We start from the raw sequence: 23,276 nt of genomic DNA, 5'->3' as shown, positions 1-23,276 counted from the left end.
GTTGCTGGGGCCCGGTCTGTCATGGTGGGCCAGCGGGCGGCGGGGTGATGCCCACGAGCGCGGTGTAGACCACCACGTTGGACTGATAGCTTCTTATGGTGTGGTCGAATTCGCCCCCACACGTCACCAATTGCAGCGCGCTATATCCGCGCGGGTCGTAGACCTCATGGCTTGGGAACTCTGACTTCAAATAGGTGGCTACTGTCTGGACGAGGAAGTGAGCAACCGATCGATCCGCTCTTGTCACGTGGACCTCGTCCCCGGGGCGCAGTGACGATAGTCGGTAGAAGACCGCGGGCCCGGTGTAGGAATCCACGTGTCCCAGGATGACCGCGGAGCCCATGTCCCCCGGCGGGGGGCCGTATCGGTACCAGCCCGCTACCTGAAAGTCCGTCGGAAGTTCTACGGTGCGATCAGGATTGAGGCCGAGCTCGGACAGTGGTCCATCCACGGCGATAGCTGGGATGTGTAGTTCCACAGGGAGCGATTCCGGGAGCCCGGCCGGGGCCACGTTGTCGAACCCGGTCACGGTGGCATCGGTGGCCGGGGCCAGGTTCCCACCTGGGCACAGTCGAGCGATCGGACTTAGTGCCGCAAGAAGTAGCAGAATGCTCGCCGCTATCCGCAGGTGCCTCGACGACACCGGCGAACTGCGTCCTGGACTGCGCGCTCGTGCTTCAGTCATTCCGGTTCCGGCCGGGCTGCGGTGGGTCCCTGACGTCGGCGAGTGGTCCGCTCGAGCGGGAGGCTGAGTCCGGGTACCGCCAGCACACCCAAGGTCATCAACTGGACGCGGACTATCGGCGGTGCCGCCTTCGCCGGTACCTGGAGCACCCTTTGGGGGAACTCCGGGGTCTGGGGTCACAAGCGGTGTTGTCTCGGGTATATCGGGGCCGCCCTGACCACCTTCACCTCCGGGTCCACCTGGACAGCCGGATCTTTGCGGTGGCAGTTCCGGAATCGGTGGGCTGGGACCGCCGGGCAACCCTGGAATGACCGATACAGCACGAAATGACGAGCTCATAGGGACTCCTCGACAGATAGAATTTATCTACAAGCCTCACATGCGTTTGTGAATGCGAGCGGATCAGTTCTATTGCCTCGGCAGCCATCGAAGTACTTATGGCACTCGACGCGTGTTACTACGATAATAGGCTTCAGGCTGTAGCTCCTAATTAAACTTTAGGTTTGGGTGGTCGGTATCGAAACTAAATGTGATGCATTTATTAGGCTGCCGTAGCAGCCATGGGTGGTGATCGGGCGAAAGTGGCGCGGCCCCTCTGCTGTCGGACTCGTATTAAACCGGGTGACCGGTCGGTTTAGAGGGGTGAGTCGGGGCGAGATCAGGAAGTTCTGGTGACGTTGAGTGATCCGCCAGCCTGTGGTGGCAGCGAGGACAAGAGGCCGCCGGGCCGAGCAAGGCCGACTATCGTGGGTGCGGGAACAGGCGATCTCCGCGGGGGACGCGGATTCGGGACCAGCGTCCGACAGCGCGAAGCCTGTAACACCGTCCGCTCTCGAGGTGGCCGCATGCACGCCACAACGGGGGTTCGCCAAGTCACCGGTGAACCTTCCCCGGGTTTGGTCTATCTGTCACCGGCCGGTTGTTCGGCGCGGTGTGCACGGTAGTCGGCTTCATACTCGACAGTAAGAACACCGGGTACTGTCGGCACCATGACCAGCGGCGATGAGTTTAGAGAGCACACTGGTAACTCGTAGAGGACGGGCTAACTTGCCTACGTCTCAACCGCCGCCCGCCAACGTCATCGTTGTCGCGACTGAGTCTGGCGCCTAAAGGTTCGGGGAGGCGGGGAGAGGAGCGCTCAATCGTTGGCGTGCAGGTCGGCGTTGAGTTCGATGCCGGTGCCTTTGCGGTGGACGACCTCGACGGCGCCGGTGGTGGAGTTGCGGCGGAAGAGCAGGTTGTTCTGGCCGCTGAGCTCGGCGGCCTTGACCACGGTGCCATCGGGGGTGGTGACCTTGGTGCCCGCGGTGAGGTAGAGCCCGGCTTCCAGGACGCAGTCGTCGCCGAAGGGGATGCCGAGGCCGGAGTTGGCGCCGAGCAGGGAGCGCTCGCCGATCGAGATGATGGTGGTGCCGCCGCCGGACAGGGTGCCCATGGTGGAGGCGCCGCCGCCGATATCGGAGCCGTCGCCGACCACGACGCCCGCGGAGATGCGGCCCTCGACCATGGAGGCGCCGAGGGTGCCCGCGTTGAAGTTCACGAAGCCCTCGTGCATGACGGTGGTGCCGGAGGCCAGATGCGCGCCGAGGCGGACCCGGTCGGCGTCACCGATGCGCACGCCCGACGGCACGACGTAGTCGACCATCCGGGGGAACTTGTCGATGCTGTACACGGTGACCGGGCCGCGGGCGCGAAGCTTGGCGCGCGTCGCCTCGAAACCCTCCACCGCGGCCGGACCGTGGTTGGTCCACACCACATTGCTGAGCAGTCCGAACTGCCCGTCCAGGCTCACCTCGTGCGGCTTGACCAGCCGATGCGAGAGTAGATGCAGCCGCAGGTACACATCGTGCGCGTCCACGGGGGCGGCCGACAGATCGGCGATCGTGGTCTGCACCGCGATCACATCGACCCCGCGCGCCTCGTCGAATCCGAGCAGCGCCGCGTATTCCGCGGGCGCCTCGTCCAGGCGCTTCGTGCCGGTATCACCGAACGCGCCCAACTCGGGATTCGGGTACCACGTATCCAATACGGTCCCGTCCGCGGTCACATTGGCGATACCGACTGCTGCTGCTCCCTGAATGCTCACGTCATCAGAGGTTACCCACCCGCCGCGGCCCATGGTGAGCCACGTCGACCGCTACCCACCACCCGGCCCGTCACAATTCCGCGAGGCTGATCGTCGACCGCCCGAAAGCCTCGGTCAGCACCGCGCGTTGGTGCGGGGTGAGCTGGTTGACGACCACTACCGCATCTGCAGCGAGTTCCGCACAGGCCGTGGCGATCTCGCCGACTTTTCCGGCGCTGAACAGCGTCCGGGGTGAAAACGGCCGCGCCATCAGGCGGACGCCGCCAGCCGAGACGCCACGTCGCTGGGTGAAGGTCGCGACGACCCGACCGCCGAGGGTGGCGACGGCGTTCGCGGCGTCGTCCATGCGCGTCGCGTAGTCCGGCTCCCTGGCGGAGAAGAAGCCGACTACGACGATGTCGGCCCCGGCGACCGAAACCGTCGCCGTCTCGTGTGGCCGTCGCCGATCGCGGCGCGGTAACCGATTGCGCCGATGGGCCGGGTGCATACCGAACACCGTATCGCCGCCGCGAGGGCGACGGGTGCAACCGGAGAACCGTAGGCTGGGGCGCGTGACCATCGACTTGCGCGCCGATCCCATCACGCTGACCGCGGCTCTCGTCGACATCCCGAGTGTGTCGCAGAACGAGGCGGTTATCGCCGACATTGTCGAGCGGGCGCTGCGCGAGCAGACAACGGGGTTCGAGGTGCTGCGGCATGGCAATGTGGTGCTCGCCCGCACCGATCTCGGTCGGCCGACTCGGGTCATCCTGGCCGGTCACCTGGATACCGTGCCCATCGCCGACAATGTGCCGAGCACCTTTGTGGACGAGGCGGGGGAGCGCCAGTTGTACGGCTGCGGCACCGTCGATATGAAATCCGGTGATGCGGTCTTCCTGCATCTGGCCGCCACCGTCGCCGAGCCGGTGCACGATCTGACGCTGATCTTCTACGACTGCGAGGAGATCTCCGCGAAGTACAACGGCCTCAACCACATCGAGCGCGACCTCCCGGATTGGCTCGTCGGCGATCTGGCCATCCTCGGCGAACCGTCCGGCGGTGTCATCGAGGCGGGTTGCCAGGGCACCCTCCGCGCCCGGCTGACGACCAAGGGCGTGCGGGCCCACTCGGCGCGGTCGTGGAAGGGCGACAATGCGATTCACCGCATGGCCCCGGTGCTGCAACGGCTTGCTGAATACAAGGCCCGCGAGGTCGATATCGACGGCTGCATCTATCGCGAGGGCCTTTCCGCGGTCCGCATCGGCGGTGGTGTGGCGGGCAATGTCATTCCGGACGAGGCCGAGGTCGACGTGAACTTCCGCTTCGCCCCCGACCGTAGCGTCGCCCAGGCCACCGAGCATGTGCGCGAGGTATTCGACGGGCTCGAGCTCGATTTCGAGCTCACCGACGCCGCTGCGGGCGCACTGCCGGGCTTGTCCGCTCCCGCCGCTAAGGATCTGATCACTGTGGTCGGCGCCGACAGTGTGCGCGCCAAATACGGCTGGACCGATGTCGCGCGCTTCGCCGCCCGCGGCATACCGGCGGTGAACTTCGGTCCCGGCGACCCCAATCTCGCCCATAAGCGCGACGAACACGTCCCGGTCGCCCAGATCGGCTCGGTCGCCGAGGTGCTGCGCGGCTACCTCACCGGTGCATCCCGGTAGCGTGGGCGCCATGTCCGCCGAAGCCGCCGATAACGAGATCGCAAGCACGCCGAAGTCGACACCCAAATACCGCGGACCGATCATGTTCCGCCGCGATCGCAAACCGGGCGGCACCGCCGATCAGAACCTATTGGACCGGCACGGACCAAGCGATTGGGTGCATACCGATCCGTGGCGGGTGCTGCGCATCCAGGCCGAATTCGTCGAGGGCTTCGGTGCGCTCGCCGAACTGCCGCGCGCGGTCACCGTCTTCGGTTCGGCCCGCACGTCGACGGGGCATCCGGAGTATCACGCCGCCATGGCCATCGGCGGTGCGCTGGCGCAGGCCGGATTCGCGGTGATCACCGGCGGCGGCCCCGGCGTGATGGAGGCCGCGAACCGGGGCGCGTCGGAGGCGGGCGGGTACTCGATCGGACTCGGCATCGAGTTGCCGTTCGAGCAGAGCCTCAACGAATGGGTCGACCTCGGTATCAACTTCCGCTACTTCTTCGCGCGCAAGACCATGTTCGTGAAGTACTCGCAGGCATTCATCTGCCTGCCGGGCGGATTCGGCACCCTGGACGAGCTGTTCGAGGCGCTCACCCTGGTGCAGACCCACAAGATCACCCGCTTCCCGATCATCCTGTTCGGCAGCAAGTACTGGGCCGGACTCGTCGACTGGCTGCGCGATTCGCTCGGCGGTTCCGGCAAGATCTCACCCGGCGACCTCGGCCTGCTGCATGTGACCGATAGTGTCGAGGAGGTCGTGCAGATCATCCTGGCCACCGCGGACGGGGCCACCGACACCGATGCCCTCGGGACGGAGGATCAATGGTGAGTGAAGCCGGATACGCGGTCTGTGTCTACTGTTCGGCCAGCACCGCCGATCAGGCAATGCTCGCCCTCGCCGCCCGGGTCGGCACCGAGATCGCAAGGCGCGGTTGGCAATTGGTTTCCGGCGGCGGTCACGTCTCGATGATGGGCGCGGTCGCAACCGGCGCTCGCGCGAGCGGTGCGCATACCGTCGGGGTGATTCCGAAACACTTGGTGCACCAGGAAGTAGCCGATGTCGATGCCGACGAGCTGATCGTCACCGACACCATGCGCCAGCGCAAACAGGTCATGGAGGACCGCGCCGACGCCTTTCTCACTCTGCCCGGCGGCATCGGCACGCTGGAGGAATTCTTCGAAACCTGGACCGGCGGTTATCTGGGCCAACACGATAAGCCGGTGGTTGTGCTCGATCCCAATGGTTTCTATCGGGGTCTGTTCGACTGGTTGGACCAACTCTACGATCGGAAGTTCGTGTCCCAGTCGGCCATGGCCAGGATCACCGTGGTCGACGATCTGCCCGCGGCCTTCGCGGCGCTGAAACCGGTGCCGGCATCCGAGGTGACGCAGGAGCCGGAAACCGCTCTCGACGAGGAGAACTGACGCATTGAGCACTCCCGCCCGCTCGAAGGTCAGCCTATTCGATATCGCGAAGCGGTTGCCGCTCATGGCATTCGACGCACCGTCCATGCTGCGCGGCGCGCTCGGCATGATGGTGCGGCCGGATGACAAATCTTCGGTCGGGCTGTACTTCCAACGCAACGCGCACCGGCATCCGGACCGGCCGTTCCTGAAGTACGAGGGCGAAACCTTCAGCTACGGCTCGGCCAACGCGCGGGTGAACCGGTACGCGCGGGTGCTGGCCGACCGTGGCGTGCAGCGCGGTGATGTGGTCGGCGTGCTGATGACCAACCGTCCGGAAACTCTGTTCGTGGTGCTGGCCACCGTGAAACTCGGTGCGACGGTCGGCTTGCTGAATCATCACCAGCGCGACCAGGTGCTCGCCCACAGCTTCGGACTACTGGACAGCGTGCTCAACGTGGTCGGCGAGGAATGCCAGGCGGCACTGGACTCGCTCGCCGAACCCCTTGCCGATGTGCTCTTTTCGCAGGATCTGGACAAGGCGGCCGAGAATGCCGACCCGGCCGATCCGCCGAGCTGCGCGCAGGTCACCGCGAAGGAACGTGCCTTCCTGATCTTCACCTCCGGCACCACCGGCCTACCCAAGGCCAGCGTGATGACACATCTGCGCTGGAGCAAGAGCATGTCCGGACTCGGCGGACTCGGAATTCGCCTGCGCGGCAATGACACTCTGTACTGCTGCCTGCCGCTCTATCACAACAACGCACTGACCGTCGCGCTGTCGTCGGTGCTCGCCGCGGGCGGCGCCTTCGCACTCGGCAGGCAGTTCTCCGCCTCCCGGTTCTGGGACGAGATCATCCGGGAGCAGGCGACCGCATTCATCTACATCGGTGAACTCTGCCGCTACCTGGTCAATCAGCCGCTCGAGCCGACCGATCGGCAGCACCGGGTCCGGCTCGCCGTCGGCAACGGTCTGCGGCCGGAGCTGTGGGACGAGTTCAAGAGCCGTTTCGGCATCGGCCGGATCGTCGAGTTCTACGGCGCCAGCGAGGTGAATATCGCCTTCGTCAATGCCTTCGGGTTGGATCGCACCGCGGGCTTCGGGCCGTTGCCCTACGCCATCGTCGAATACGACGATGCGACCGGAAAGGCCAAGCGCGACAAGGACGGTCGGCTGCGCCGGGTGCCGGTCGGTGGGGTCGGTCTGCTGCTGGCCGAGGTCACCGATCGTTCGCCTGCCGACGGTTACACCGATAGGGCCGCCTCTGAAGCGAAGCTGGTCCGCGACGGCTTCACCGACGGCGACGTCTGGTTCGACACCGGTGATCTGGTCCGTGATCAGGGCTGGCATCACATCGCCTTCGTCGACCGGCTCGGCGATACCTTCCGGTGGAAGGGCGAGAATGTCGCCACCACCGAGGTCGAGGGTGTACTCGCCGATTCCGACGCGATTTCGCAGGCGGTCGTCTTCGGCGTGGATATCCCGGGCACCGACGGCAAGGCGGGCATGGCGGCGGTGACGCTGTACCCGGACGCCCCATTCGACGGTCGCGTGCTCGCCGAACTGGCCTACTCCCGGTTGCCCGGTTATGCGGTCCCGCTGTTCATCCGGGTCGTCGCCGAACTCGAGCAGACCTCCACCTTCAAGAGCCGCAAAGTCGAACTCCGCAAGCGGGGCTACGCACCCGACGCAGACAGTCAGCTGTATGTGCTCGCCGGTCGCGCGGACGGCTACGTCCCGGCCTACGACGAGTACGTCGCCGACGTCGCCGCGGCCCGCGCGCCCAAGAACTAAGCGTCGATCGTCCGGCAGCGCATTGGGCGCATGCGACGAGTCGACCCAGGTGCTCGCCGATCCCGTTGTTGCGCGTCCCAAGAATGCACCGTCCACAACCCGTTGCCTGTGGGCGTGTTACAGGACTAGGTACAGTCGGGTGCATGTTCAGCCCCGCAGCGCCGCTTCCGACCTTGTGCGGCAAGCCGGTGGCGACGGATCGGGCGTTGGTCATGGCCATCGTCAATCGCACCCCCGACTCCTTCTACGACAAGGGCGCCACCTTCACCGATGCGGCTGCCATGGAAGCGGTCGCGCGCGCGGTCGACGAGGGCACCGATCTGGTCGATATCGGCGGGGTGAAGGCCGGTCCGGGCACCGTTGTCGATGCGGCGGAAGAGGCTCGCCGGGTGGTCCCGTTCGTCGCGGCTATCCGGGAGAAGTATCCGGAGCTACTGATCAGCATCGATACCTGGCGCGCCGAGGTGGCCGAGGCCGCAGTCACCGCAGGCGCGGACCTGATCAATGACACCTGGGCGGGCGCCGATCCGGATCTGGTGCACGTGGCCGCCGATCGCGGGGTCGGCATCGTATGCAGCCATACCGGCGGGGCCGTCCCGCGCACCCGTCCGCATCGGGTGCGCTATGCCGATGTGGTGGCCGAAGTAACGCAAACCGTGCAGCGAGCCGCCGAAGACGCGCTCGCGGCCGGGGTTCGCAAGGATTCGATTCTGATCGATCCGACCCATGATTTCGGCAAGAACACTTACCACGGGCTCGAGTTGTTGCGGGGAATAGACGTTCTTGTAAATACCGGATGGCCAGTCTTGATGGCGCTCAGCAACAAGGATTTTATCGGGGAGACTTTAGGTGTCGGTCTATCCGAACGGTTGGAGGGCACATTGGCAGCAACAGCATGGTCGGCGGCCGCCGGCGCCCGAGTCTTCCGAGTACACGAGGTTGCCGAAACCCGGCGCGTCGTGGACATGATCGCCGCGATACAGGGCATCCGGCCCCCCGCACGAACCCTGCGAGGTCTGGTATGAATTTCCACCACCACGACAGCCCGCTCTGGGCGACGACGAATACCTGGGACACCTCGGACTGGACGATCGACGAGCTGATCGCCGCCAAGCGCGGGCGCACTGTTTCCGTGGTGCTGCCCGCACTGAATGAAGAGAACACCGTCGCCGATGTGGTGGCCAGCATTCGACCGCTGCTGGGCACCCTGGTCGACGAGTTGGTCGTGCTCGATTCCGGATCGACCGATGCCACCGCCGAACGCGCGCTCGCCGCGGGCGCCGAGGTGATAAGTCGGGAACAGGCCGTCCCCGAACTCGATCCGCTGCCCGGTAAGGGCGAGGTGCTGTGGCGCTCGCTGGCGGTGACCAGCGGCGATGTCATCGCCTTCGTCGACTCCGATCTCATCGACCCGGATCCGGCCTTCGTGCCGAAGCTGCTCGGTCCGCTGCTGCTGGTCGACGATATGCATCTGGTGAAGGCCTACTACCGCAGGCCGCTGCGGCAGGCCGGTGCCGTGGACGCACACGGCGGTGGTCGCGTCACCGAACTCGTGGCCCGTCCGCTGCTCGCCGCATTGCGTCCGGAACTGTCGCAGGTGCTGCAGCCGCTCGGCGGCGAATACGCGGGCACCCGCGAACTACTGACCTCGGTGCCGTTCGCCCCCGGCTACGGCGTGGAGATCGGTCTGCTGCTGGACACCTACGACCGCCTCGGCCTTTCCGCGATCGGCCAGGTGAATCTCGGTGTGCGCACCCACCGCAACCGCCCCCTCGCCGACCTCGGCGTAATGAGCCGCCAGATCCTCGGCACCGTGCTCGGCCGCAGCGGCGTCCAGGACTCCGGTGCGGCGCTGACCCAGTTCCCGCTGATCGGCGATGCCTTCACCGCGCACAGCACGGAGGTCTCCCTCGCCGATCGCCCGCCGATGAATACGCTGCGCCCGGCTTGGGCCGCCGCCTGAGATAACCACGACGAACCCTGGGTGCATCTTGGGTTCACGCGGTCGTCGCGGCACTCTCGATTTGAGAGGTTGCGGCGATCGTGTCGATTCAGGACTGCTCTCGCAGGCGAAAAGGGCAGGGGACGGGCTTCGCGTCCGGTAATCGGCTACCTACCGCAAACCTGGACCGAGTCGATCTCGAGGAGTTGGGCACCATGGAATAAGTCCCTGCGCTGTGCACCGAGAGATACGGTATGCGGCCCTGTTCCGGAACAGGGCCGCTCGCTGTCGATCGAGGCTAGGCGTCGGGCCGGTTGAATTCCCCATCTTGTACGCCCGCCATGAAGGCGTCCCATTCACCGGGCGTGAAGGTGAGAGCCGGACCAGTCGGGTTCTTGGAGTCTCGGACACCGATATGCCCGGCTGCAAGCCAGGCGACTTCCACGCACGCTTCCTTGCCACTACTCAAGCTCGATTTGAACCACTGCGCGCCGGTGGTGTCGATGGTCACTGGTCAGACCTCCTTGCTAGTTTCACGACGGCGGTGAAGGCGTTCCATGCGCCGGGCGTGAAGGTCAGTGCGGGGCCATCGGGATTCTTCGAATCGCGGACTCCGACGAGTCCCTCTGCGAGCCAGGCTATTTCGACGCATTCGTTCTGGCTGCCGCTGTACGACGATTTGAACCACTGCGTGCGTGACGGGTCGACGGTCACTGTTTATGTCTCCCTGCTATCTTCCTGATTCGGTCCCTGGATAACTGCTCGTCCAGCGCGGCCCCTCGGAGGGTTTCGTGGAGTGTGCGAAAACGCTTCACGTCTTCGGTGCCATCGAAAGTCATTGAGCCAATGGCAGCTTCGGTGTAAACCACCGATGGCTCGTTGTCCGGAAAGTCGAGAATGATATGTGGCGGCATCATGCTCCCAGTCGGGAGGCCAGCGGTGAACGGAAGGACACGCACCGTCACGTTGTCACGGGTGCTGAGGTCGGCGATATGCCGCAGCTGAGTTGCCATGATCGGGCCGGATCCGACGAGGGTATAGAGAGTGTTCTCCTGCAACAGGAATTCCGCGCGGACTGGGTTGTGCGGGCGGGTGAGTATCTTCGTTCGCTGAATTCGGAGATCTACTCGCGTGTTGTTCTCGTCTAGAGAGTGGTCCGGTCGGCCGAGCTGCTCCAAGGTGCGGGCGTAGTCCGCCGTTTGTAGCAAACCGGGTATGGCGATCGGCTGATAGAACCAGAAGTCCGACGCGAATGATTCCAGCTCGAGGTACGTGCCGAAACCTGGCACGATCAGATGGCGGTAGTCCTGGTACCAGACTTTGACATTGGCTTGGCTAGCAAGAGATTTCAGATACTCGGTCCGGGCGTCCGGCAGGCAATAGTACCGGGACAGGTAATCGACCTCCATGTCCCTAATTTTCTCGTACTGCCCAAGCTCGATCCGGCTCAGCGTAGCTCTGCTGATCTTCGTTGCAGCCGCCACCTGATCGAGCGTCAAGCCCTGCGCCTGCCGTGCGTCCCGTAGTGCTCGCCCCAGTTGGCGTCGCTGAAGTGTTGTGCCGCTGAGGTCTGCCTGTCTCGGCATAGTCGTGCCCCCTGCTTTCTCAACCGGCGCACCCGCTGATTCTCAGGCTGAGAATCAGCGTAGGTGACTTCCAAGAATGATGCTGGGTGTTCTCGCCCCTTGCAGAGACTCCCGTTCAGAGACTCCGTACCCAGCCCGACCTGCGCCACCATATCCCCATGGCCGAGCAAGAAGGAAGCCTCTCTGTACCGCAAGCGTGCGTCCTGCGGGCGCTGAGCTGCGGCGGGATGCTCACCGAACAGCAAATCAAGATTTCCGCGAGTCTCACCGCGTGGACCACCCGCCAAACCGTGGCGAACCTCGCCAGCCGAAACCTGATCGTTGCCGGAGCCCGGCGCGGTCGGTACGAGATCACCGGGCTAGGCCGAAATATGTTGGCGGCAAAGGCATCTGATTGCAGCTCGGCGAAGGCGTGACACGGATCGAATGACGATAGCGGCAACTCCGGTAATCCAGGGGCCAAGCTCGATCGGCCCGACCTGGGAGGGCGAGATGGGCGAGATACATCGGACCGAGATCGACGGCTTACGGGCCACCTGGCGACTGAATCACTTACGACAGGTCGAAATCATGCACGTACACAACACATCTGAGATTCTGCCGACTGTCACGTTCGGACCGGGCACGTTTCCGGATCTGGTTCAGGCGCGGGACCAGTGGCCGAAGCAGGCGCGGCTATGGGATGCCGTACGCCACGACCTGTGGATGGTGTTGGTTCCTCGGTATCGGGCCTCGGTCACGGCCGGGTACCCGCAGTGACCCCCGAAATGCCACCAGACGACCAGCGGCACGCCGGTGAATTGCCATCGATACGAGAGTGGTTGCGCGCCATCGAGAATGGCGCCGGTGCGAACTATCACGTCGAGCGCGAGCCGAATCCGCCGTATGGCTGGAACCTTGTCGACGGATCGGGCTCGATTGTGTGCAGCGGACCTCTGGATCGACTCGACCGGTGGCTCATCCGTCGAAACAACGAATCCACGACATCGATTTGTACGGCGGGTAACCCTTTGCCGCAACGGGTTCCGGGTGCATCGGCATACATGCCAGCCGGTCCGGCGAAGCTGCTGCCGGTCGAACTGATGACTCGGTTCGCCACCGCAGTGACCGAATGGGCCGCCGAACCGCCGGATGCCTCATCCGGGTAGCACGCATGCGTTGACGAACCCGCCGAAGAAGACGGGCAAAGTGCTGGGCTCCGCCCGGGGACAACCCGGGCGGAGCCCAGCACTTTGCGGCTACCGAACGGATTCCCCTGAGGCGATCCGCGCGTACGCGCACAGCACCGATGCCCGATCGGCGCCCTTGGCCGAGCTGAGGTCGTGGCCGTCGCTCGATGCGCCCACTCAGTCGTCGACGGCCTGTACCGCGGCGGCGATCGGCTCGAGCCTCGCGACCAGCTCGTCGAGCTCGTCCGCGCTGAGCACGTCGTACGCCGGCGCCGCCAACTCGTCGGTGAGGGCCTCGATCCGCTGCTTGGTCTCCCGGCCGGCGTCGGTGAACCCGCCGGCGGCATCCACGAGGCCGCGGCCGCGCAGCCCGTCGACGACAGCGGCAAGCTGTTCCTTGGGCAGGTGGTGGATCCGGTCGAACTTCTCCGCCCTCATCCCGAGGGCGAGAGCCATGAGGACGTGGGCCTCGGTGCCGCCGATGCCGTGGGCGACGAGGGCGGCGTTGTGGCCGTCTCCGCGGTACTCCCGCAGCAGCGTCGCCGCGTGCCAGAGTCTGGTCACCGGCTCCTCGGGCACGTCGAGCGCCCGGAGCCCGGCGTACAGCGCTCGGCCCTCGGTCGGCGCGCTGACCGCCGCTCGGGCGGCGAGGTCGGCGACCCGCACCAGACCGGGAGACGCGGCGAGCTTCCCGATCTTCTGCCGCAGCGCGGCGGCGCTGCCTCGCTCGCGCACGGCGATCGCCTCCTGCGGGGTGATCTTGCCCCAGACCCATGGGATGTGGCGTGCCACCTCGCCGTCGGCGAAGTTGTAGAACACCGCGTGCACCACCGCGGCCGGTGCCGGCCCCAGCGGTGCGGCCCGGCCTGCGAAGTATCCGTCCCAGTAGTTGCGCATGCCGAGGGCCAGGAACGCCTCGGTCGCCACCTTGGAGAAGGTGACGGTGGCGATCGGCTCGACGAGCTCGAACATGCGGTGGATCTTGGCCTGTCGGTGCGGCATCGGTCAGCATCTCCTGTGGTCGTGACAGCGCCCTCATGGGCGGCCGTTCACCGTAGCTACGAACAACGCGGCCCGGATCCGACAACTCTGGTCGATTCTGCTGGGCAGCGTCGGGGTGTCACACGGACTCGGTCACCGTGGTCGCTGGATTGCCCGGGCCAGTCCAGCCTTCAACTATTTGCTTCAGTGAAACAAATGATATAGTTGATTCATGAAAGCAAATAAGCGGCAGGTGTCGGAGTTGACGCGGATGGCCTCTCGCTTCGCCGAGGCGATCCGGCAAGGTACCTCGCGGGTGTTCGACCCGGTGCGGGTCGGGGTGCTCCAGTGCGCGGTGGAGTCCGGGCCGGTGCGGGCCGGTGAGATCGCCGAGCGGCTGGATGCGCTGCCATCGTCGGTCACCAGACACGTTCGCGCCCTGGTTGATTCAGGTCTGGCGCAGACCTCGCCGGACCCGGCCGACGGGCGTGCGGTGCTGGTCGAGGCCACCGACGCCGGCCGGGCTGAGCTCCAGCAATTCCTGGAAGTGGGAGACGAGGTATTCGGTGCGGTGATCGCCGACTGGTCCGCCGAGGACGTCGTCACCCTCACCCGGCTGCTCGACCGGTTGATCGAGTCCTGGTCCTCGCTCGGGGTTCGGCACCAGCAGCGGGCGGGCTCGCGTTATCCGAATCGGTTCGGCTGGAGCCGGACCTGACCTCGATGGGCAGAAATTTTATGGCTACCAATCGTTCTTCGATCGCTATCGCCGGTGCCGGTCTCGCCGGACTGTGCCTGGCGCAGTCGCTGCACAAGGCCGGGATCGAGGTGCAGGTGTACGAGCAGGACTCCGGACCGTTCGTGCGCCGCCAGGGATACCGCATTACGGTCGACAAACACGGCAGAGCGGCATTGCGGCAGTGCGTTCCCGCCACATTGTTCGAACTGATATCGGCGGTCGCGGGCGCCCCGGGCGGATACTTCCGGATCACCAACAAGGATCTGCGCGACGCCATCACCCTGCACTTCGACGAAAACGTCCCCGACGGCGCGGGCCAGATGGATCGCCAGACGCTGCGCACGATCCTGCTGCGGGGCCTCGAGGACCGGGTGCATTTCGGCAAGGGAGCGGTCGGTGTCGAGGAGGACTGCGACGGTGCCGTGTTACAGCTGGCCGACGGCAGTTCGACCCGCACGGACGTGGTCGTCGGCGCCGACGGCATCGGCTCGGTACTACGCGCGGCCACACTCCCCGACCACGAACCGATCGACTCCGGCATGCGCGCGCTGTACGGCCGCACGCCGCTGCAGATCCGCGGCCGGTGCATGGTGCCGCCGGCTCTGACCAAGAGCGGAGTGCTGGCCGTCGGTGACAGGCCGGGACGATGCGCGTTCTTCACCTCCATGCGTTTCGGTGAGCAACCCGCGGCAGCCTTCGAGCGACTGGCGCCCGGGACCGGCGCCCCTGTCGACGACGACTATGTGATGTGGGGACTGGTCTTTCCAGGCGCCGACAGTCCATTCACCGATCGCCAGCCCACACGGGCGAAGCTGCACGAATTCGCCGGCACCCTGGTCGGCGAATTCCATCCTGCCGTACAGGAACTCATCGCCGAGTCCCAGCCCGAATACACCATGGAGGTGAAACTCATGGCCGCCCCTCGCCCTCGTGGGTGGCGGATGTCGCGGGTGACGCTGATGGGGGACGCGGTACATGCGATGCCACCCGTGGGTGCCCACGGCGGCAATACCGCATTGCGGGATGCGGCCCTGCTGGCAACCAAGCTGGAACATGCTGCCGCGCAAGGCGATCCACTCGAGCACGCGCTGTCGGCCTATCAAGCCGAGATGGTGCCGTATGCATTCCGAGCAGTCGGCGACGCAACCAAACAACTACGCCGCCTGACCGGGAGCAATCCGGTGCAACGATGGGTCCTGCTGCGCGCACTACCTCGGCTACATCGCGTCACCGTCCTCTGAGGCGAGCAGCGACAGTCTCCTCGGCGACCGTCAGCATCAGGCAAGCCAGCGCGTCGGCCCCGTGCGCGTTAGAAGTCACGGTAGCCGCCAGGCAGTATTCGGTGGCTTAATCGATCACCGCGCAGATCCGCCAGATCCCGTCACCGGTGGTCTCGAACTCGGAAAAACCGGTCTGCCACACTCGGTTCCGGTCCGTGGGTGGATCGTGGAATACCTTGCGCCGCAACATCACCCATGACCTGCGCAGGCCCGTGCCGTCGCGTGTCATTCAATGGTGGATCGGTCCGTCTGTTCGCGCGAGCGGCTGCGCCGATGCACCACCGCGTTCGGCGAGGATCTGGGCGGCGATGGAGATGGCGGTTTCGTCGGGGGTGTGAGCGTTGAGATCAAGGCCGAGTGGGCTTTTCAGGCGGGCCAGCTGATCGTCGGTGATGCCTGCGGCGCGCAGGCGTTCGGTGCGCTCGGTGTGAGTACGCCGGGAGCCCAACGCCCCAACAAAACAGATTTCCTCGATGCTCAATGCCGCCACGATCATCGGGACATCGAATTTGGTGTCGTGGGTGAGGACACAGACCACGGTGCGTTCGTCGATGCGTCCGGCGGCGTGTTCGGCGGTCAGGTAGCGGTGCGGCCAGTCGACGACTACCTCGTGTGCGGAGGGGAATCGGGCTGGGGTGGTGAAGGTTTCGCGGGCGTCGACGACGGTGACGCGGTAGCCGAGTTGACGGCCGGTGCGGGCGAGGGCGCGGACGAAGTCGTTGGCGCCCGCCAGGATCATGCGGGCCGGGGCGGCGAAGGTCTGGACAAAGACGCGAGGGCGTGGGGCCTGGACCGTTTCGCATTCATCCGAGCCGACCAGACCGCTGCGCCCGGCGGCGAGCAGCGCCCGCGCGTCGCGGTCGACGCCGCGCCACGGCTCGGAAGCGCCGGGACGCAGTAGTTTCCAGTCCGGGGCGGCATCCAGGGTGGTGGCCAGCGATATCGGCTCACCCGCCACGATCGCCGCACGCAATGCGGACAGCACCGGCAGCCGGGTGCCATCGACGCGTTCGACGAAGACTTCGATCTCACCCCCGCAGGTCAGCCCCACCGCGAAACCGTCGGCCTCGGCATATCCGAACCGATCCGATACCGCATGTCCACTGGCCAGCACTTCCCGAGCCGACTCGACCACCGTGGCCTCGACACAGCCGCCCGATAACGAGCCGAGCACTTCGCCGTCCGCGGTAACGACCATCGCCGCGCCCAATTCGCGCGGGCCGGGCCCGGTCGCATCCACGATGCGGGCCATTGCCACCGGCTCCCGAGCGGCAAGCTGCACCAACTGTTCGAGCATCGTGCGCACGGCCACCGATCCTTTCTCGGGCGGAGCTTTTCGTCGTCGCTGGCATCAAGGCTAGCTACCAGCCAGTTCCTATGCGCTGCGCCCGAGTTCCCGCGGTTCGGCGTGCTCGACGCCGACCGGACTGTCCGGATGCAAACGCTTGGCCTCCTAGGCCAGACGCGCCCGCAGATCCGAAACGCTCACATGCATGCGGTACGGCCGCCGCCACGTGACCACCGCGGCGATCACGGCGGCAATAAGCACGACACTCACGATCACGATGACATTCACGGTCGTTCGTTCCAGACCTTGGTTGTGCGAATTAATCGAGAACCTCACGTAGTCGGAACCCAGCCGGGATATCGCCGGTGTGGAAGTAGGTCGCGAATACCTCGGCCGCGTGTTCGGCGTCGAAGATCTCGTCGGGATACACGCGCAGTATGTCTGCGCCATTCGGCACATCGACGCCCGGGTAGCCGACTCGATCGCCGGGCAGGCCGAGCTGGTAGCGGCGCGGCGTCCCGTCGTCTTCGGTGCCCAGCTCGATGGCAAGCACGTCGGCCGAGCCGATGCACTCCACGTAGTTCCGGCCCGGCGCGGCGCTGAGCGTCGCGGTGATCTCGGACGCGGGCATCGGATGTGGCAGCCGGGTGAGATTCACCGAGTAGGAATCGAATCCGTCCAGTCTGTGCAGCGGGCGCAAGAAGTTGATCACGGAGTCGTCCGGACCGATGAAGACCTTGAGTCGATTGCTGTAGGTGAGCCGATGGGTGGTGATCGCCGGTTCCGCTGTCGGACCGCCCGCTTCGAGCTCGAACCCCGACCCGAGTTCGGGACGCGCGCTCGGGGACGCGGTGCGAGCTCGCACCGGACGTGGAACCTTCATTTGAAAACCCACCTACCGCCATAGTTATCGACTAGCTAACTCAGCATTGCGGTTGTCGAGCCTGGATGGAAGGTTTAGGTGATGTGTGACACATCACGGTTTCATTGCGAACTCCTGTAATCTACCTGGATTCTTCGAGCCCGAGTGAATATTGCGCGGCTCCACTGAATCGAGGTGCCGCGCGACGGTCGCGATCTCTACTTGGTTGCCAGAAGATTTCCGGCAGTCGAACAACTCAGCGTCGAAGGCCGGAGATCGATCTGGGCTCGGCATCGTGCCGATACACCGGTGTGAGCAGATCGGCATCGACCGGTTCCCCCGTGGACCGGTCGTAGCGGACCGCGACCAGTACCGAAAACAGATGTGTCGCAGCGCGTTCGTGCAGCGTGGCCAATCTGGTTGCGAGCAAACGGATTGCACCGAGCGAGCCGGGTGGGTGCAGGCCGTCGATGATCAGGGTGGTGCCGCGTCCGTCGGGACGTGGGAGTCGCGCGACATAGGCGATATCGTGTGGTTCCGGACCGCCCGGCCGGTATACCCGCCTGGCCGCCCGATCCTCGATGCCGCGCCGGGCATCCCCGGCCCGCGCCACCGCGCGCCGCAGTCGCGGATCGGCCGCGATGAGCTGACGAATGCTCGGCGAGAGTTCGGGCCCGCCTAGCACAATCAGGCCGTCGCGATTCAGGTCGACGGGTCGGCCCGGCAGGAAGTGTTCGACCGTTGCGGTGAAGCCGAGTTCGCGAAGTAGCTCCACCAGTCGTTGTGCCGCACTCGGATCCGGTGCGCCGAGCACTCGGCCGCCGCGCACCTCCGGAGCGATTACCGTGAGCGATCCGTGCCCGAAAAACAGACCTTCCGGTGCGGGACCCTGGGTACTCACCTGATGGATTCGCGCGCGGGAAAGTCCCGCCGCCGCACCGATTCTGGCGAAGGTCCAGCCTTCGGCATGAAGTTCCCTGATCACCGCCCTGCGGATACGGGTTAGTTCGTTGATGGTCTGCTGGGCCGCTGCCACCCCATCGGTGGCCGCCTTGAGTCGCTCGACTTTATCTTCGATCGCGAAAACGCGCGCCACGTCATCGGCCGACATGTGCGAAGTCTAGACATCTCGACACGATCAAGCGTCTAGTCTGCTTGACACAACAGACCCATTGCAGCCCTTGGCAACCACAACGGAGCGAGTCTTACGAGCGAACACGCCGCGCGGCAGGCGCGGCCATCAGACACAAGTTACGTCGCGTCGGTGTCGATCGGCGGACGTTCGTTGTGCTCCAAGGGCTTTTCGAGCTTGGGCATCGGGTAGTCCGGCATGCCGCTGTTGGCGCCGAGCAGGTCCTGCTTATCGGGGATCGCCTTCTCGAATTCGCGGAAAACCGAATCGTCGCCATTCAGAAGATGTTTGGTGACCATCTGGCGCGGCGACATCTGGCGCAGCTCGTTCAGATCGGCCAGCGGCTTACGCAGGTCCTCGAATTCCGGTCCGAGCTCCTGCTGCAGCTGCTGGGTCGCACCGCTGGCGTAGTCGCGAACCTTGCGCAGGCTCTGCGTGGTCCAGCGAATCGCCCCGGGCAGTCGCTCCGGGCCGAGGATCACGAGGGCGGCGACGAGGAGGATGACCATCTCGCCCCAGCTGATGTTGCTGAACACGAGTCCAGGCTACCTGGGCCGACGTAGCCGAGCCGCTCCGGATTCCATCCGCGACTCAGTCCGATTCCAGCGTGACCGGTACGTCCACCTGCCTGCCATCGCGGATCAACTGCACGTTCACCGTCTCGCCGATCTTGCGCTGCTGCACGGCGACCACCAGCTCATCCGGGCCGGTCACCTCGCGATCGCCGATCTTCACGATGACGTCGTTCTCGACGATTCCGGCCTTGGCCGCCGGTCCGCCGGGTTCCACGTCGGCGACCGCCGCGCCGCTCATCACATCGTTTGCGACCTGCTTGCTGCGTGCGCTCAGACCGATCTTCGGGTGGTGCACCTGGCCGTCGCGGATCAGGGTCTGCGCGATATTGGTCACCATATCCACCGGAATCGCGAAGCCGAGGCCGACCGAACCGCCGGTCTCACTGCGGATCGCGGTATTGATCCCGATGACCCGGCCCTCCATGTCGACCAGTGCGCCACCGGAGTTACCCGGGTTGATCGAGGCGTCGGTCTGCACCGCGTCGATGACGGCCTTGGTATCGCTACCTTCACCGGAGAGCGCGACCGGACGGTGCAGGGCACTGACGATGCCGGAGGTGACGGTCTTGCTCAGGCCGAGCGGTGAACCGATCGCCAGCACGTCGTCACCCACCTGAACGTCCTTGGACTTGCCCAGATTGGCGACAGTGAGATTCTTCACATCGACCTTGAGCACCGCCAGATCGGTCTTCGGATCGCGACCGACGATATTCGCGGGCACCCGGCTGCCGTCGGAGAAGGTCACCTGAATGGCGGCCCGGTTCGACTTGTCCTGTGCCGCCATCGAAATCACGTGATTGTTGGTCGCGACGTATCCCGCACCGTCGATGACCACACCGGAACCGGTCGCGCCGTTGTCGCCGACCGTGACCCGGATCGAGACCACCGAGGGCAGCACCGCATTGGCCACCTTGGCGATCAGGCCGTGCGGGCGCTCGACCTCGCCGGACTGCTCCAGGGCGACCTTGCGCGAGGTCAACGGGGACGTCGCCTCCGCGGTCAACCGGCCGACCAGTCCGCCGAGTACACCGACGGCCAGCGCGACGGCCGCGAGCAGAGCCAGCGCCTTGGGCGCCACCCGGGAGCCGAAGAGCACCTCCCTGGCGGAAAGCTTCCGCGCCTGCGGCAACGGTGCGGGCCGCGGGGTCGCGACGGCGGGTGCGCCGAGACGGGCGGCGGCGTCGGGATCGCGCCACGGATCGGCCGGACCGGCCGCCGGTGCGCCGGTGTCGGCGGCGTCGGGATCACGCTGCAGGAGTTCGGAGGAGCCGTCGGGGCGACCGAAAGCCTCCGCAAGCACCGCGTCGGGCGGGCTGTTGTGCAGTTCCGGGCCGACCTGCGGTGCACCCGAACCGCTCGATTTGGGCTGCTCGCCGAACGAACCGGCCTGGCCCGAGGGGCGGCGGAACGCATGCGCCGTGTGACCGTCCACGTGGGGCCGGTAGACCGGGCGCGGTCCGAGTACGGGCGCGTCCGACGGCCTTAAGTTCCCCCGGGGCGCCGAATCGTTGGTGTCGCCTGCGGAGGGCCGCGATTCCGACGGCCCGGAATTCGTCGATTCGGTGGTCACTCGGCAAACTCTACTTGCGCCACCAGGTTGTCCACCGGGTCGCGGTGAACGAATCGGTCAGAAATCCGAAAACCGCCTCGTTGCGGGGGCTTCCGGCCGGCGGCCGGGCGGCCGCGCTGGTCGCGCCGCCGGGCAGTTCGGCGAGCGGAATACGGGTGAGGCTGTCGTGCAGATCGGTCGGAATCGAGACCTGACCGGCCCGGCGCAGCGCGATCCGCGCCTGCTGCTGTGCGTCGACCTCCGCCGCACATTCGGGGCAGACGGAAAGATGTTGGGCGGCACGCAGATAGGCATTCATCCGCAGTTCGCCGTCCACATAGGCCGCGATCGCCTCGCTGGCCAGATGCTCGGTGGGACGGAAACGGGGACGACCTGACGTGCTGGCGTCGCCACTCATTCGGTGCTCACCCTTCCAACCGACATCATCCACTCCTGCGCTCGACCGAACGGATATCCGGCCGTCGGGTGCGGTTCGGCTTGCGCCGGATCACCCCAGGTTCGCGTCAGCGGCGAACCGCTGCTCACTTCCATTATGCGCAAGGTAGTCGCGCAGTGCCTGACGGCCACGGTGGATGCGGCTGCGCACGGTGCCGAGCTTGACACCGAGGGTCGCACCGATCTCTTCGTAGGACAGACCCTCGATATCACAGAGCACGACCGCCGCGCGGAACTCCGGAGCCAGCGAATCCAGGGCGGATTGCAGGTCGGGATCAAGGCGGGAGTCGTGATAGGCCTGCTCCGGGCTCGGTCCCTCGGCGGGCACGCGGTCGTAATCCTCGGGCAGCGCCTCCATCCGGATCCGGTTGCGCCTGCGCACCATGTCCAGGAACAGATTCGTGGTGATGCGGTGCAGCCAGCCCTCGAAGGTGCCCGGCTGGTAATTCGACAGCGAACGGAATACCCGAATGAAGGTTTCCTGGGTCAGATCATCGGCGTCCTGCGCGTCGCCGGAAAGTCGGTAGGCCAGCCGGTACACCCGGTCGGCATGTTCGCGGACCAATTCGTCCCAGGACGGCATCGCGGAACGGTCACCCGTCGCGTCGAAGGCCGCGGTGCCGGTCAGCTCGACTTCGGTTGCGTCCTCGTCGTGCATTTCGGCCTCCGTCGGGAGAATTTGCGCCGCTTCCGTCGGCAGAGCTTGCGCTGGCAGGGTGGCGAACTCGCGCGCCGCATCGACCATGTGGATGGTGATACCTCCTACTCGGGACCGTGGCTGCGGATCTAGTGGCGATCCGGGTCTCGGATCGTCACGTACGGTTACAACAGACGATCGGTATGTTGTTGTTCCCGCGCCCCCGTGCCGGACGGTCGGCTGGTCTTGCTTGCCCATACTCTTTCCTGCCTCGATATGCCGAGGATGTGGAGATCCTGAGGGACACCTGAGAATCCGCCCCCGCCCCCGACAAACAATTAATCGCACGGCCACGGGATAACGCTTCACCGATGAGCCAAACTTGCGACTTCGTGCCCTAGATTCATAGGCGTGGCATCGAATCTGGAGCGAAATCTCTCCTACGTGGAGGAATCCGTCGTGGAAGACGAGGTCCTCGTCAGCGCGCGTGAGCGGGCCACTGAACTCGGTGCGTTACCTGTACCACCCTCGGTCGGCGCCCTGCTGAGCATGTATGCCCAGCTGCTCGGCGCGCGTGCGGTGGTCGAGGTGGGGACGGGCGCGGGAATCAGCGGGCTGTGGCTACTGGATGGCATGCGCGAGGACGGGACCCTGACCACCATCGATTCCGAACCCGAGCATCAGCGTGCGGCCAAGGAGGCATTCCGAACCGCCGAGATCCTGCCCGCGCGTACCCGGTTGATCAACGGCCGAGCCCTCGATGTGCTGCCCCGACTCGCCGACGGTGCCTATGACCTGGTGTTCATCGATGCCGCCCCACTCGAGCATCCGCAATACGTCACCCAGGCCGTGCGGCTGCTGCGCGCGGGCGGCGCGATCCTGCTGCACAATGCTCTGCTCGGCGGCCGGGTTCCGGACCAGACCCAGCGCGATCCGGCGACACAGGCCGTGCGCGCCGCGACCAGGGCGATCGCCGAGGATCCCGAACTCACCAGCGTGCTGATTCCGGTCGGCGACGGTCTGCTCTGCGCATCGAGGGGCTAGTAACCGCCCGGCTATTCACAAGCGTTGGGAGCGTGTGGATTTCATTCGCCGTGTGCTGATTTCATCGCCGTCGGACGGGTATTCGAGCTGATGCCAGGTTCGACGACGGCAAGGTACGCCCATGGTGTGGGAGCGCGGATCCCAGATCCTAGAAATCGGCCATTTCGGCCACGCGATCAAAGAGGGACGAGCACGCGGCGGTTGTCTGCTGCCCGCTCTCGGCTTTCTGATTTTCATCATGGTGCTGGCCGTGGTGGTGCTGGTGTGGGTCAGTAATGCTGATTTCGGCACCGAGCGCACAAAAGTTCCACTGACTCCCGGTCCCTGCGAACCGTTCTGCACGGTCACCGTCGCGCCACCGGAACCCGGCCCGCGATAACTGTCGGAAATATTTCGCGCGAAACCGCCGCCGACTGGGTATCAAGGAGTAGAGGA

The 23,276-nt window shown here is 65.5% G+C and carries 28 protein-coding genes; 13 read left to right on the top strand and 15 right to left on the bottom strand.

Features of this window, described 5'->3' with window-relative positions; genetic code table 11:
- Window positions 1-19: 19 nt before the first annotated feature.
- From OIE68_RS25210 to OIE68_RS25200, 3 genes are all read right to left on the bottom strand, one after another.
- Window positions 20-685: a class F sortase gene (locus OIE68_RS25210; RefSeq protein WP_327093566.1), complete on the bottom strand. Its 666-nt coding sequence runs from the start codon at window positions 683-685 to the stop codon at window positions 20-22.
- 1,138 nt (window positions 686-1,823) lie between these two features.
- Window positions 1,824-2,771, bottom strand: a complete 948-nt coding sequence (gene dapD, locus OIE68_RS25205; RefSeq protein WP_327093565.1) for a 2,3,4,5-tetrahydropyridine-2,6-dicarboxylate N-succinyltransferase — start codon at window positions 2,769-2,771, stop codon at window positions 1,824-1,826.
- Window positions 2,772-2,841: 70 nt separating this feature from the next.
- Window positions 2,842-3,258: a hypothetical protein gene (locus OIE68_RS25200; protein WP_327093564.1), complete on the bottom strand. Its 417-nt coding sequence runs from the start codon at window positions 3,256-3,258 to the stop codon at window positions 2,842-2,844.
- A 64-nt stretch (window positions 3,259-3,322) separates the two neighbouring features.
- Between OIE68_RS25200 and dapE the strand changes: the two genes are divergently transcribed.
- The 6 genes from dapE (at window position 3,323) to OIE68_RS25170 (ending at window position 9,564) form a co-directional block, all read left to right on the top strand.
- Window positions 3,323-4,414 carry a succinyl-diaminopimelate desuccinylase gene (gene dapE / locus OIE68_RS25195; RefSeq protein WP_327093563.1) on the top strand — a complete coding sequence of 364 codons (1,092 nt, stop codon included), beginning with the start codon at window positions 3,323-3,325 and terminating at the stop codon, window positions 4,412-4,414.
- 10 nt (window positions 4,415-4,424) lie between these two features.
- Complete coding sequence (locus OIE68_RS25190; RefSeq protein WP_327093562.1) at window positions 4,425-5,231, top strand: TIGR00730 family Rossman fold protein; 807 nt, start codon at window positions 4,425-4,427, stop codon at window positions 5,229-5,231.
- The gene (locus OIE68_RS25185; RefSeq protein ID WP_327093561.1) at window positions 5,225-5,827 is read left to right on the top strand and encodes a TIGR00730 family Rossman fold protein; all 603 of its coding nucleotides are present in this window, start codon (window positions 5,225-5,227) and stop codon (window positions 5,825-5,827) included. Before OIE68_RS25190 ends, OIE68_RS25185 begins: the two co-directional genes overlap by 7 nt.
- A gap of 4 nt (window positions 5,828-5,831) precedes the next feature.
- Window positions 5,832-7,601 (top strand): long-chain-acyl-CoA synthetase, encoded by a 1,770-nt coding sequence (locus tag OIE68_RS25180; RefSeq protein ID WP_327093560.1) that lies wholly within the window; start codon window positions 5,832-5,834, stop codon window positions 7,599-7,601.
- A gap of 143 nt (window positions 7,602-7,744) precedes the next feature.
- On the top strand, window positions 7,745-8,626 hold the full coding sequence (gene folP, locus OIE68_RS25175; protein ID WP_327093559.1) for a dihydropteroate synthase: 882 nt from the start codon (window positions 7,745-7,747) through the stop codon (window positions 8,624-8,626).
- Entirely contained in the window at window positions 8,623-9,564 is a 942-nt protein-coding gene (locus tag OIE68_RS25170) for a glucosyl-3-phosphoglycerate synthase (protein ID WP_327093558.1), read from the top strand. The genes folP and OIE68_RS25170 overlap by 4 nt, the downstream gene beginning before the upstream one ends.
- A 277-nt stretch (window positions 9,565-9,841) precedes the next feature.
- Here the strand turns inward: OIE68_RS25170 and OIE68_RS25165 are convergent, their stop codons facing one another.
- The 3 genes from OIE68_RS25165 to OIE68_RS25155 are packed head-to-tail and all read right to left on the bottom strand — an operon-like array spanning window position 9,842 to window position 11,129.
- Window positions 9,842-10,054, bottom strand: coding sequence for a DUF397 domain-containing protein (locus OIE68_RS25165; protein WP_327093557.1), 213 nt, complete (start codon window positions 10,052-10,054; stop codon window positions 9,842-9,844).
- Window positions 10,051-10,257, bottom strand: coding sequence for a DUF397 domain-containing protein (locus OIE68_RS25160; RefSeq protein WP_327093556.1), 207 nt, complete (start codon window positions 10,255-10,257; stop codon window positions 10,051-10,053). The genes OIE68_RS25165 and OIE68_RS25160 overlap by 4 nt, the downstream gene beginning before the upstream one ends.
- Window positions 10,254-11,129 carry a helix-turn-helix transcriptional regulator gene (locus tag OIE68_RS25155; protein WP_327093555.1) on the bottom strand — a complete coding sequence of 292 codons (876 nt, stop codon included), beginning with the start codon at window positions 11,127-11,129 and terminating at the stop codon, window positions 10,254-10,256. The genes OIE68_RS25160 and OIE68_RS25155 overlap by 4 nt, the downstream gene beginning before the upstream one ends.
- Before the next feature lie 158 nt (window positions 11,130-11,287).
- On the opposite strand from OIE68_RS25155, the gene OIE68_RS25150 reads away from it, so the two are divergent.
- The 3 genes from OIE68_RS25150 (at window position 11,288) to OIE68_RS25140 (ending at window position 12,277) form a co-directional block, all read left to right on the top strand.
- On the top strand, window positions 11,288-11,545 hold the full coding sequence (locus tag OIE68_RS25150) for a hypothetical protein (protein ID WP_327093554.1): 258 nt from the start codon (window positions 11,288-11,290) through the stop codon (window positions 11,543-11,545).
- Window positions 11,546-11,621: 76 nt separating this feature from the next.
- A complete protein-coding gene (locus tag OIE68_RS25145; protein ID WP_327093553.1) occupies window positions 11,622-11,888 on the top strand; it encodes a hypothetical protein in 267 nt (88 codons plus the stop codon).
- Window positions 11,885-12,277 (top strand): hypothetical protein, encoded by a 393-nt coding sequence (locus tag OIE68_RS25140; protein WP_327093552.1) that lies wholly within the window; start codon window positions 11,885-11,887, stop codon window positions 12,275-12,277. Before OIE68_RS25145 ends, OIE68_RS25140 begins: the two co-directional genes overlap by 4 nt.
- 198 nt (window positions 12,278-12,475) lie before the next feature.
- Here OIE68_RS25140 and OIE68_RS25135 read toward each other — a convergent pair whose 3' ends face one another.
- Window positions 12,476-13,300 (bottom strand): SCO6745 family protein, encoded by an 825-nt coding sequence (locus OIE68_RS25135; protein WP_327093551.1) that lies wholly within the window; start codon window positions 13,298-13,300, stop codon window positions 12,476-12,478.
- 211 nt (window positions 13,301-13,511) lie between these two features.
- On the opposite strand from OIE68_RS25135, the gene OIE68_RS25130 reads away from it, so the two are divergent.
- Both OIE68_RS25130 and OIE68_RS25125 read left to right on the top strand, forming a co-directional pair.
- Complete coding sequence (locus OIE68_RS25130) at window positions 13,512-13,997, top strand: MarR family transcriptional regulator (protein ID WP_327093550.1); 486 nt, start codon at window positions 13,512-13,514, stop codon at window positions 13,995-13,997.
- A 20-nt stretch (window positions 13,998-14,017) separates the two neighbouring features.
- On the top strand, window positions 14,018-15,259 hold the full coding sequence (locus tag OIE68_RS25125; protein WP_327093549.1) for an NAD(P)/FAD-dependent oxidoreductase: 1,242 nt from the start codon (window positions 14,018-14,020) through the stop codon (window positions 15,257-15,259).
- A 106-nt stretch (window positions 15,260-15,365) separates the two neighbouring features.
- Here OIE68_RS25125 and OIE68_RS25120 read toward each other — a convergent pair whose 3' ends face one another.
- From OIE68_RS25120 to sigE, 8 genes are all read right to left on the bottom strand, one after another.
- Window positions 15,366-15,527 carry a hypothetical protein gene (locus tag OIE68_RS25120; protein ID WP_327093548.1) on the bottom strand — a complete coding sequence of 54 codons (162 nt, stop codon included), beginning with the start codon at window positions 15,525-15,527 and terminating at the stop codon, window positions 15,366-15,368.
- Window positions 15,528-16,604 carry an XdhC family protein gene (locus tag OIE68_RS25115; RefSeq protein WP_419150798.1) on the bottom strand — a complete coding sequence of 359 codons (1,077 nt, stop codon included), beginning with the start codon at window positions 16,602-16,604 and terminating at the stop codon, window positions 15,528-15,530.
- 301 nt (window positions 16,605-16,905) lie between these two features.
- Window positions 16,906-17,469, bottom strand: coding sequence for a hypothetical protein (locus OIE68_RS25110; protein WP_327093547.1), 564 nt, complete (start codon window positions 17,467-17,469; stop codon window positions 16,906-16,908).
- A gap of 235 nt (window positions 17,470-17,704) precedes the next feature.
- A complete protein-coding gene (locus tag OIE68_RS25105; RefSeq protein WP_327093546.1) occupies window positions 17,705-18,559 on the bottom strand; it encodes a hypothetical protein in 855 nt (284 codons plus the stop codon).
- 140 nt (window positions 18,560-18,699) lie between these two features.
- On the bottom strand, window positions 18,700-19,116 hold the full coding sequence (gene tatB, locus OIE68_RS25100) for a Sec-independent protein translocase protein TatB (protein WP_327093545.1): 417 nt from the start codon (window positions 19,114-19,116) through the stop codon (window positions 18,700-18,702).
- A gap of 55 nt (window positions 19,117-19,171) precedes the next feature.
- The gene (locus OIE68_RS25095) at window positions 19,172-20,725 is read right to left on the bottom strand and encodes a trypsin-like peptidase domain-containing protein (protein WP_327093544.1); all 1,554 of its coding nucleotides are present in this window, start codon (window positions 20,723-20,725) and stop codon (window positions 19,172-19,174) included.
- A 10-nt stretch (window positions 20,726-20,735) separates the two neighbouring features.
- Window positions 20,736-21,122 carry a hypothetical protein gene (locus OIE68_RS25090; RefSeq protein WP_040695126.1) on the bottom strand — a complete coding sequence of 129 codons (387 nt, stop codon included), beginning with the start codon at window positions 21,120-21,122 and terminating at the stop codon, window positions 20,736-20,738.
- Between the two features lie 90 nt (window positions 21,123-21,212).
- Window positions 21,213-21,818 (bottom strand): RNA polymerase sigma factor SigE, encoded by a 606-nt coding sequence (sigE, locus tag OIE68_RS25085; RefSeq protein WP_419150797.1) that lies wholly within the window; start codon window positions 21,816-21,818, stop codon window positions 21,213-21,215.
- 390 nt (window positions 21,819-22,208) lie between these two features.
- Between sigE and OIE68_RS25080 the strand changes: the two genes are divergently transcribed.
- Both OIE68_RS25080 and OIE68_RS25075 read left to right on the top strand, forming a co-directional pair.
- Window positions 22,209-22,841, top strand: a complete 633-nt coding sequence (locus OIE68_RS25080; protein ID WP_371856482.1) for an O-methyltransferase — start codon at window positions 22,209-22,211, stop codon at window positions 22,839-22,841.
- A gap of 121 nt (window positions 22,842-22,962) precedes the next feature.
- On the top strand, window positions 22,963-23,220 hold the full coding sequence (locus tag OIE68_RS25075) for a hypothetical protein (protein ID WP_327093542.1): 258 nt from the start codon (window positions 22,963-22,965) through the stop codon (window positions 23,218-23,220).
- Window positions 23,221-23,276 lie beyond the last annotated feature (56 nt).

This window comes from Nocardia vinacea (assembly GCF_035920345.1).
GTDB lineage: Bacteria > Actinomycetota > Actinomycetes > Mycobacteriales > Mycobacteriaceae > Nocardia > Nocardia vinacea_A.
The sequence above is the reverse complement of the archived record's forward strand: the minus strand, read 5'-3'. Positions and strand labels throughout refer to the sequence as shown.

Bases quoted from the DNA above. Each gene is read 5' to 3' on its own strand.
- OIE68_RS25210 (WP_327093566.1), bottom strand. From the start codon at position 685: ATGACTGAAGCACGAGCGCGCAGTCCAGGACGCAGTTCGCCGGTGTCG.
- OIE68_RS25200 (WP_327093564.1), bottom strand. From the start codon at position 3,258: ATGCACCCGGCCCATCGGCGCAATCGGTTACCGCGCCGCGATCGGCGA.
- OIE68_RS25190 (WP_327093562.1), top strand. From the start codon at position 4,425: ATGTCCGCCGAAGCCGCCGATAACGAGATCGCAAGCACGCCGAAGTCG.
- OIE68_RS25185 (WP_327093561.1), top strand. From the start codon at position 5,225: ATGGTGAGTGAAGCCGGATACGCGGTCTGTGTCTACTGTTCGGCCAGC.
- folP (WP_327093559.1), top strand. From the start codon at position 7,745: ATGTTCAGCCCCGCAGCGCCGCTTCCGACCTTGTGCGGCAAGCCGGTG.
- OIE68_RS25170 (WP_327093558.1), top strand. From the start codon at position 8,623: ATGAATTTCCACCACCACGACAGCCCGCTCTGGGCGACGACGAATACC.
- OIE68_RS25155 (WP_327093555.1), bottom strand. From the start codon at position 11,129: ATGCCGAGACAGGCAGACCTCAGCGGCACAACACTTCAGCGACGCCAA.
- OIE68_RS25150 (WP_327093554.1), top strand. From the start codon at position 11,288: ATGGCCGAGCAAGAAGGAAGCCTCTCTGTACCGCAAGCGTGCGTCCTG.
- OIE68_RS25145 (WP_327093553.1), top strand. From the start codon at position 11,622: ATGGGCGAGATACATCGGACCGAGATCGACGGCTTACGGGCCACCTGG.
- OIE68_RS25135 (WP_327093551.1), bottom strand. From the start codon at position 13,300: ATGCCGCACCGACAGGCCAAGATCCACCGCATGTTCGAGCTCGTCGAG.
- OIE68_RS25130 (WP_327093550.1), top strand. From the start codon at position 13,512: ATGAAAGCAAATAAGCGGCAGGTGTCGGAGTTGACGCGGATGGCCTCT.
- OIE68_RS25125 (WP_327093549.1), top strand. From the start codon at position 14,018: ATGGCTACCAATCGTTCTTCGATCGCTATCGCCGGTGCCGGTCTCGCC.
- OIE68_RS25120 (WP_327093548.1), bottom strand. From the start codon at position 15,527: ATGACACGCGACGGCACGGGCCTGCGCAGGTCATGGGTGATGTTGCGG.
- OIE68_RS25110 (WP_327093547.1), bottom strand. From the start codon at position 17,469: ATGAAGGTTCCACGTCCGGTGCGAGCTCGCACCGCGTCCCCGAGCGCG.
- OIE68_RS25105 (WP_327093546.1), bottom strand. From the start codon at position 18,559: ATGTCGGCCGATGACGTGGCGCGCGTTTTCGCGATCGAAGATAAAGTC.
- OIE68_RS25090 (WP_040695126.1), bottom strand. From the start codon at position 21,122: ATGAGTGGCGACGCCAGCACGTCAGGTCGTCCCCGTTTCCGTCCCACC.
- sigE (WP_419150797.1), bottom strand. From the start codon at position 21,818: ATGCACGACGAGGACGCAACCGAAGTCGAGCTGACCGGCACCGCGGCC.
- OIE68_RS25075 (WP_327093542.1), top strand. From the start codon at position 22,963: ATGGTGTGGGAGCGCGGATCCCAGATCCTAGAAATCGGCCATTTCGGC.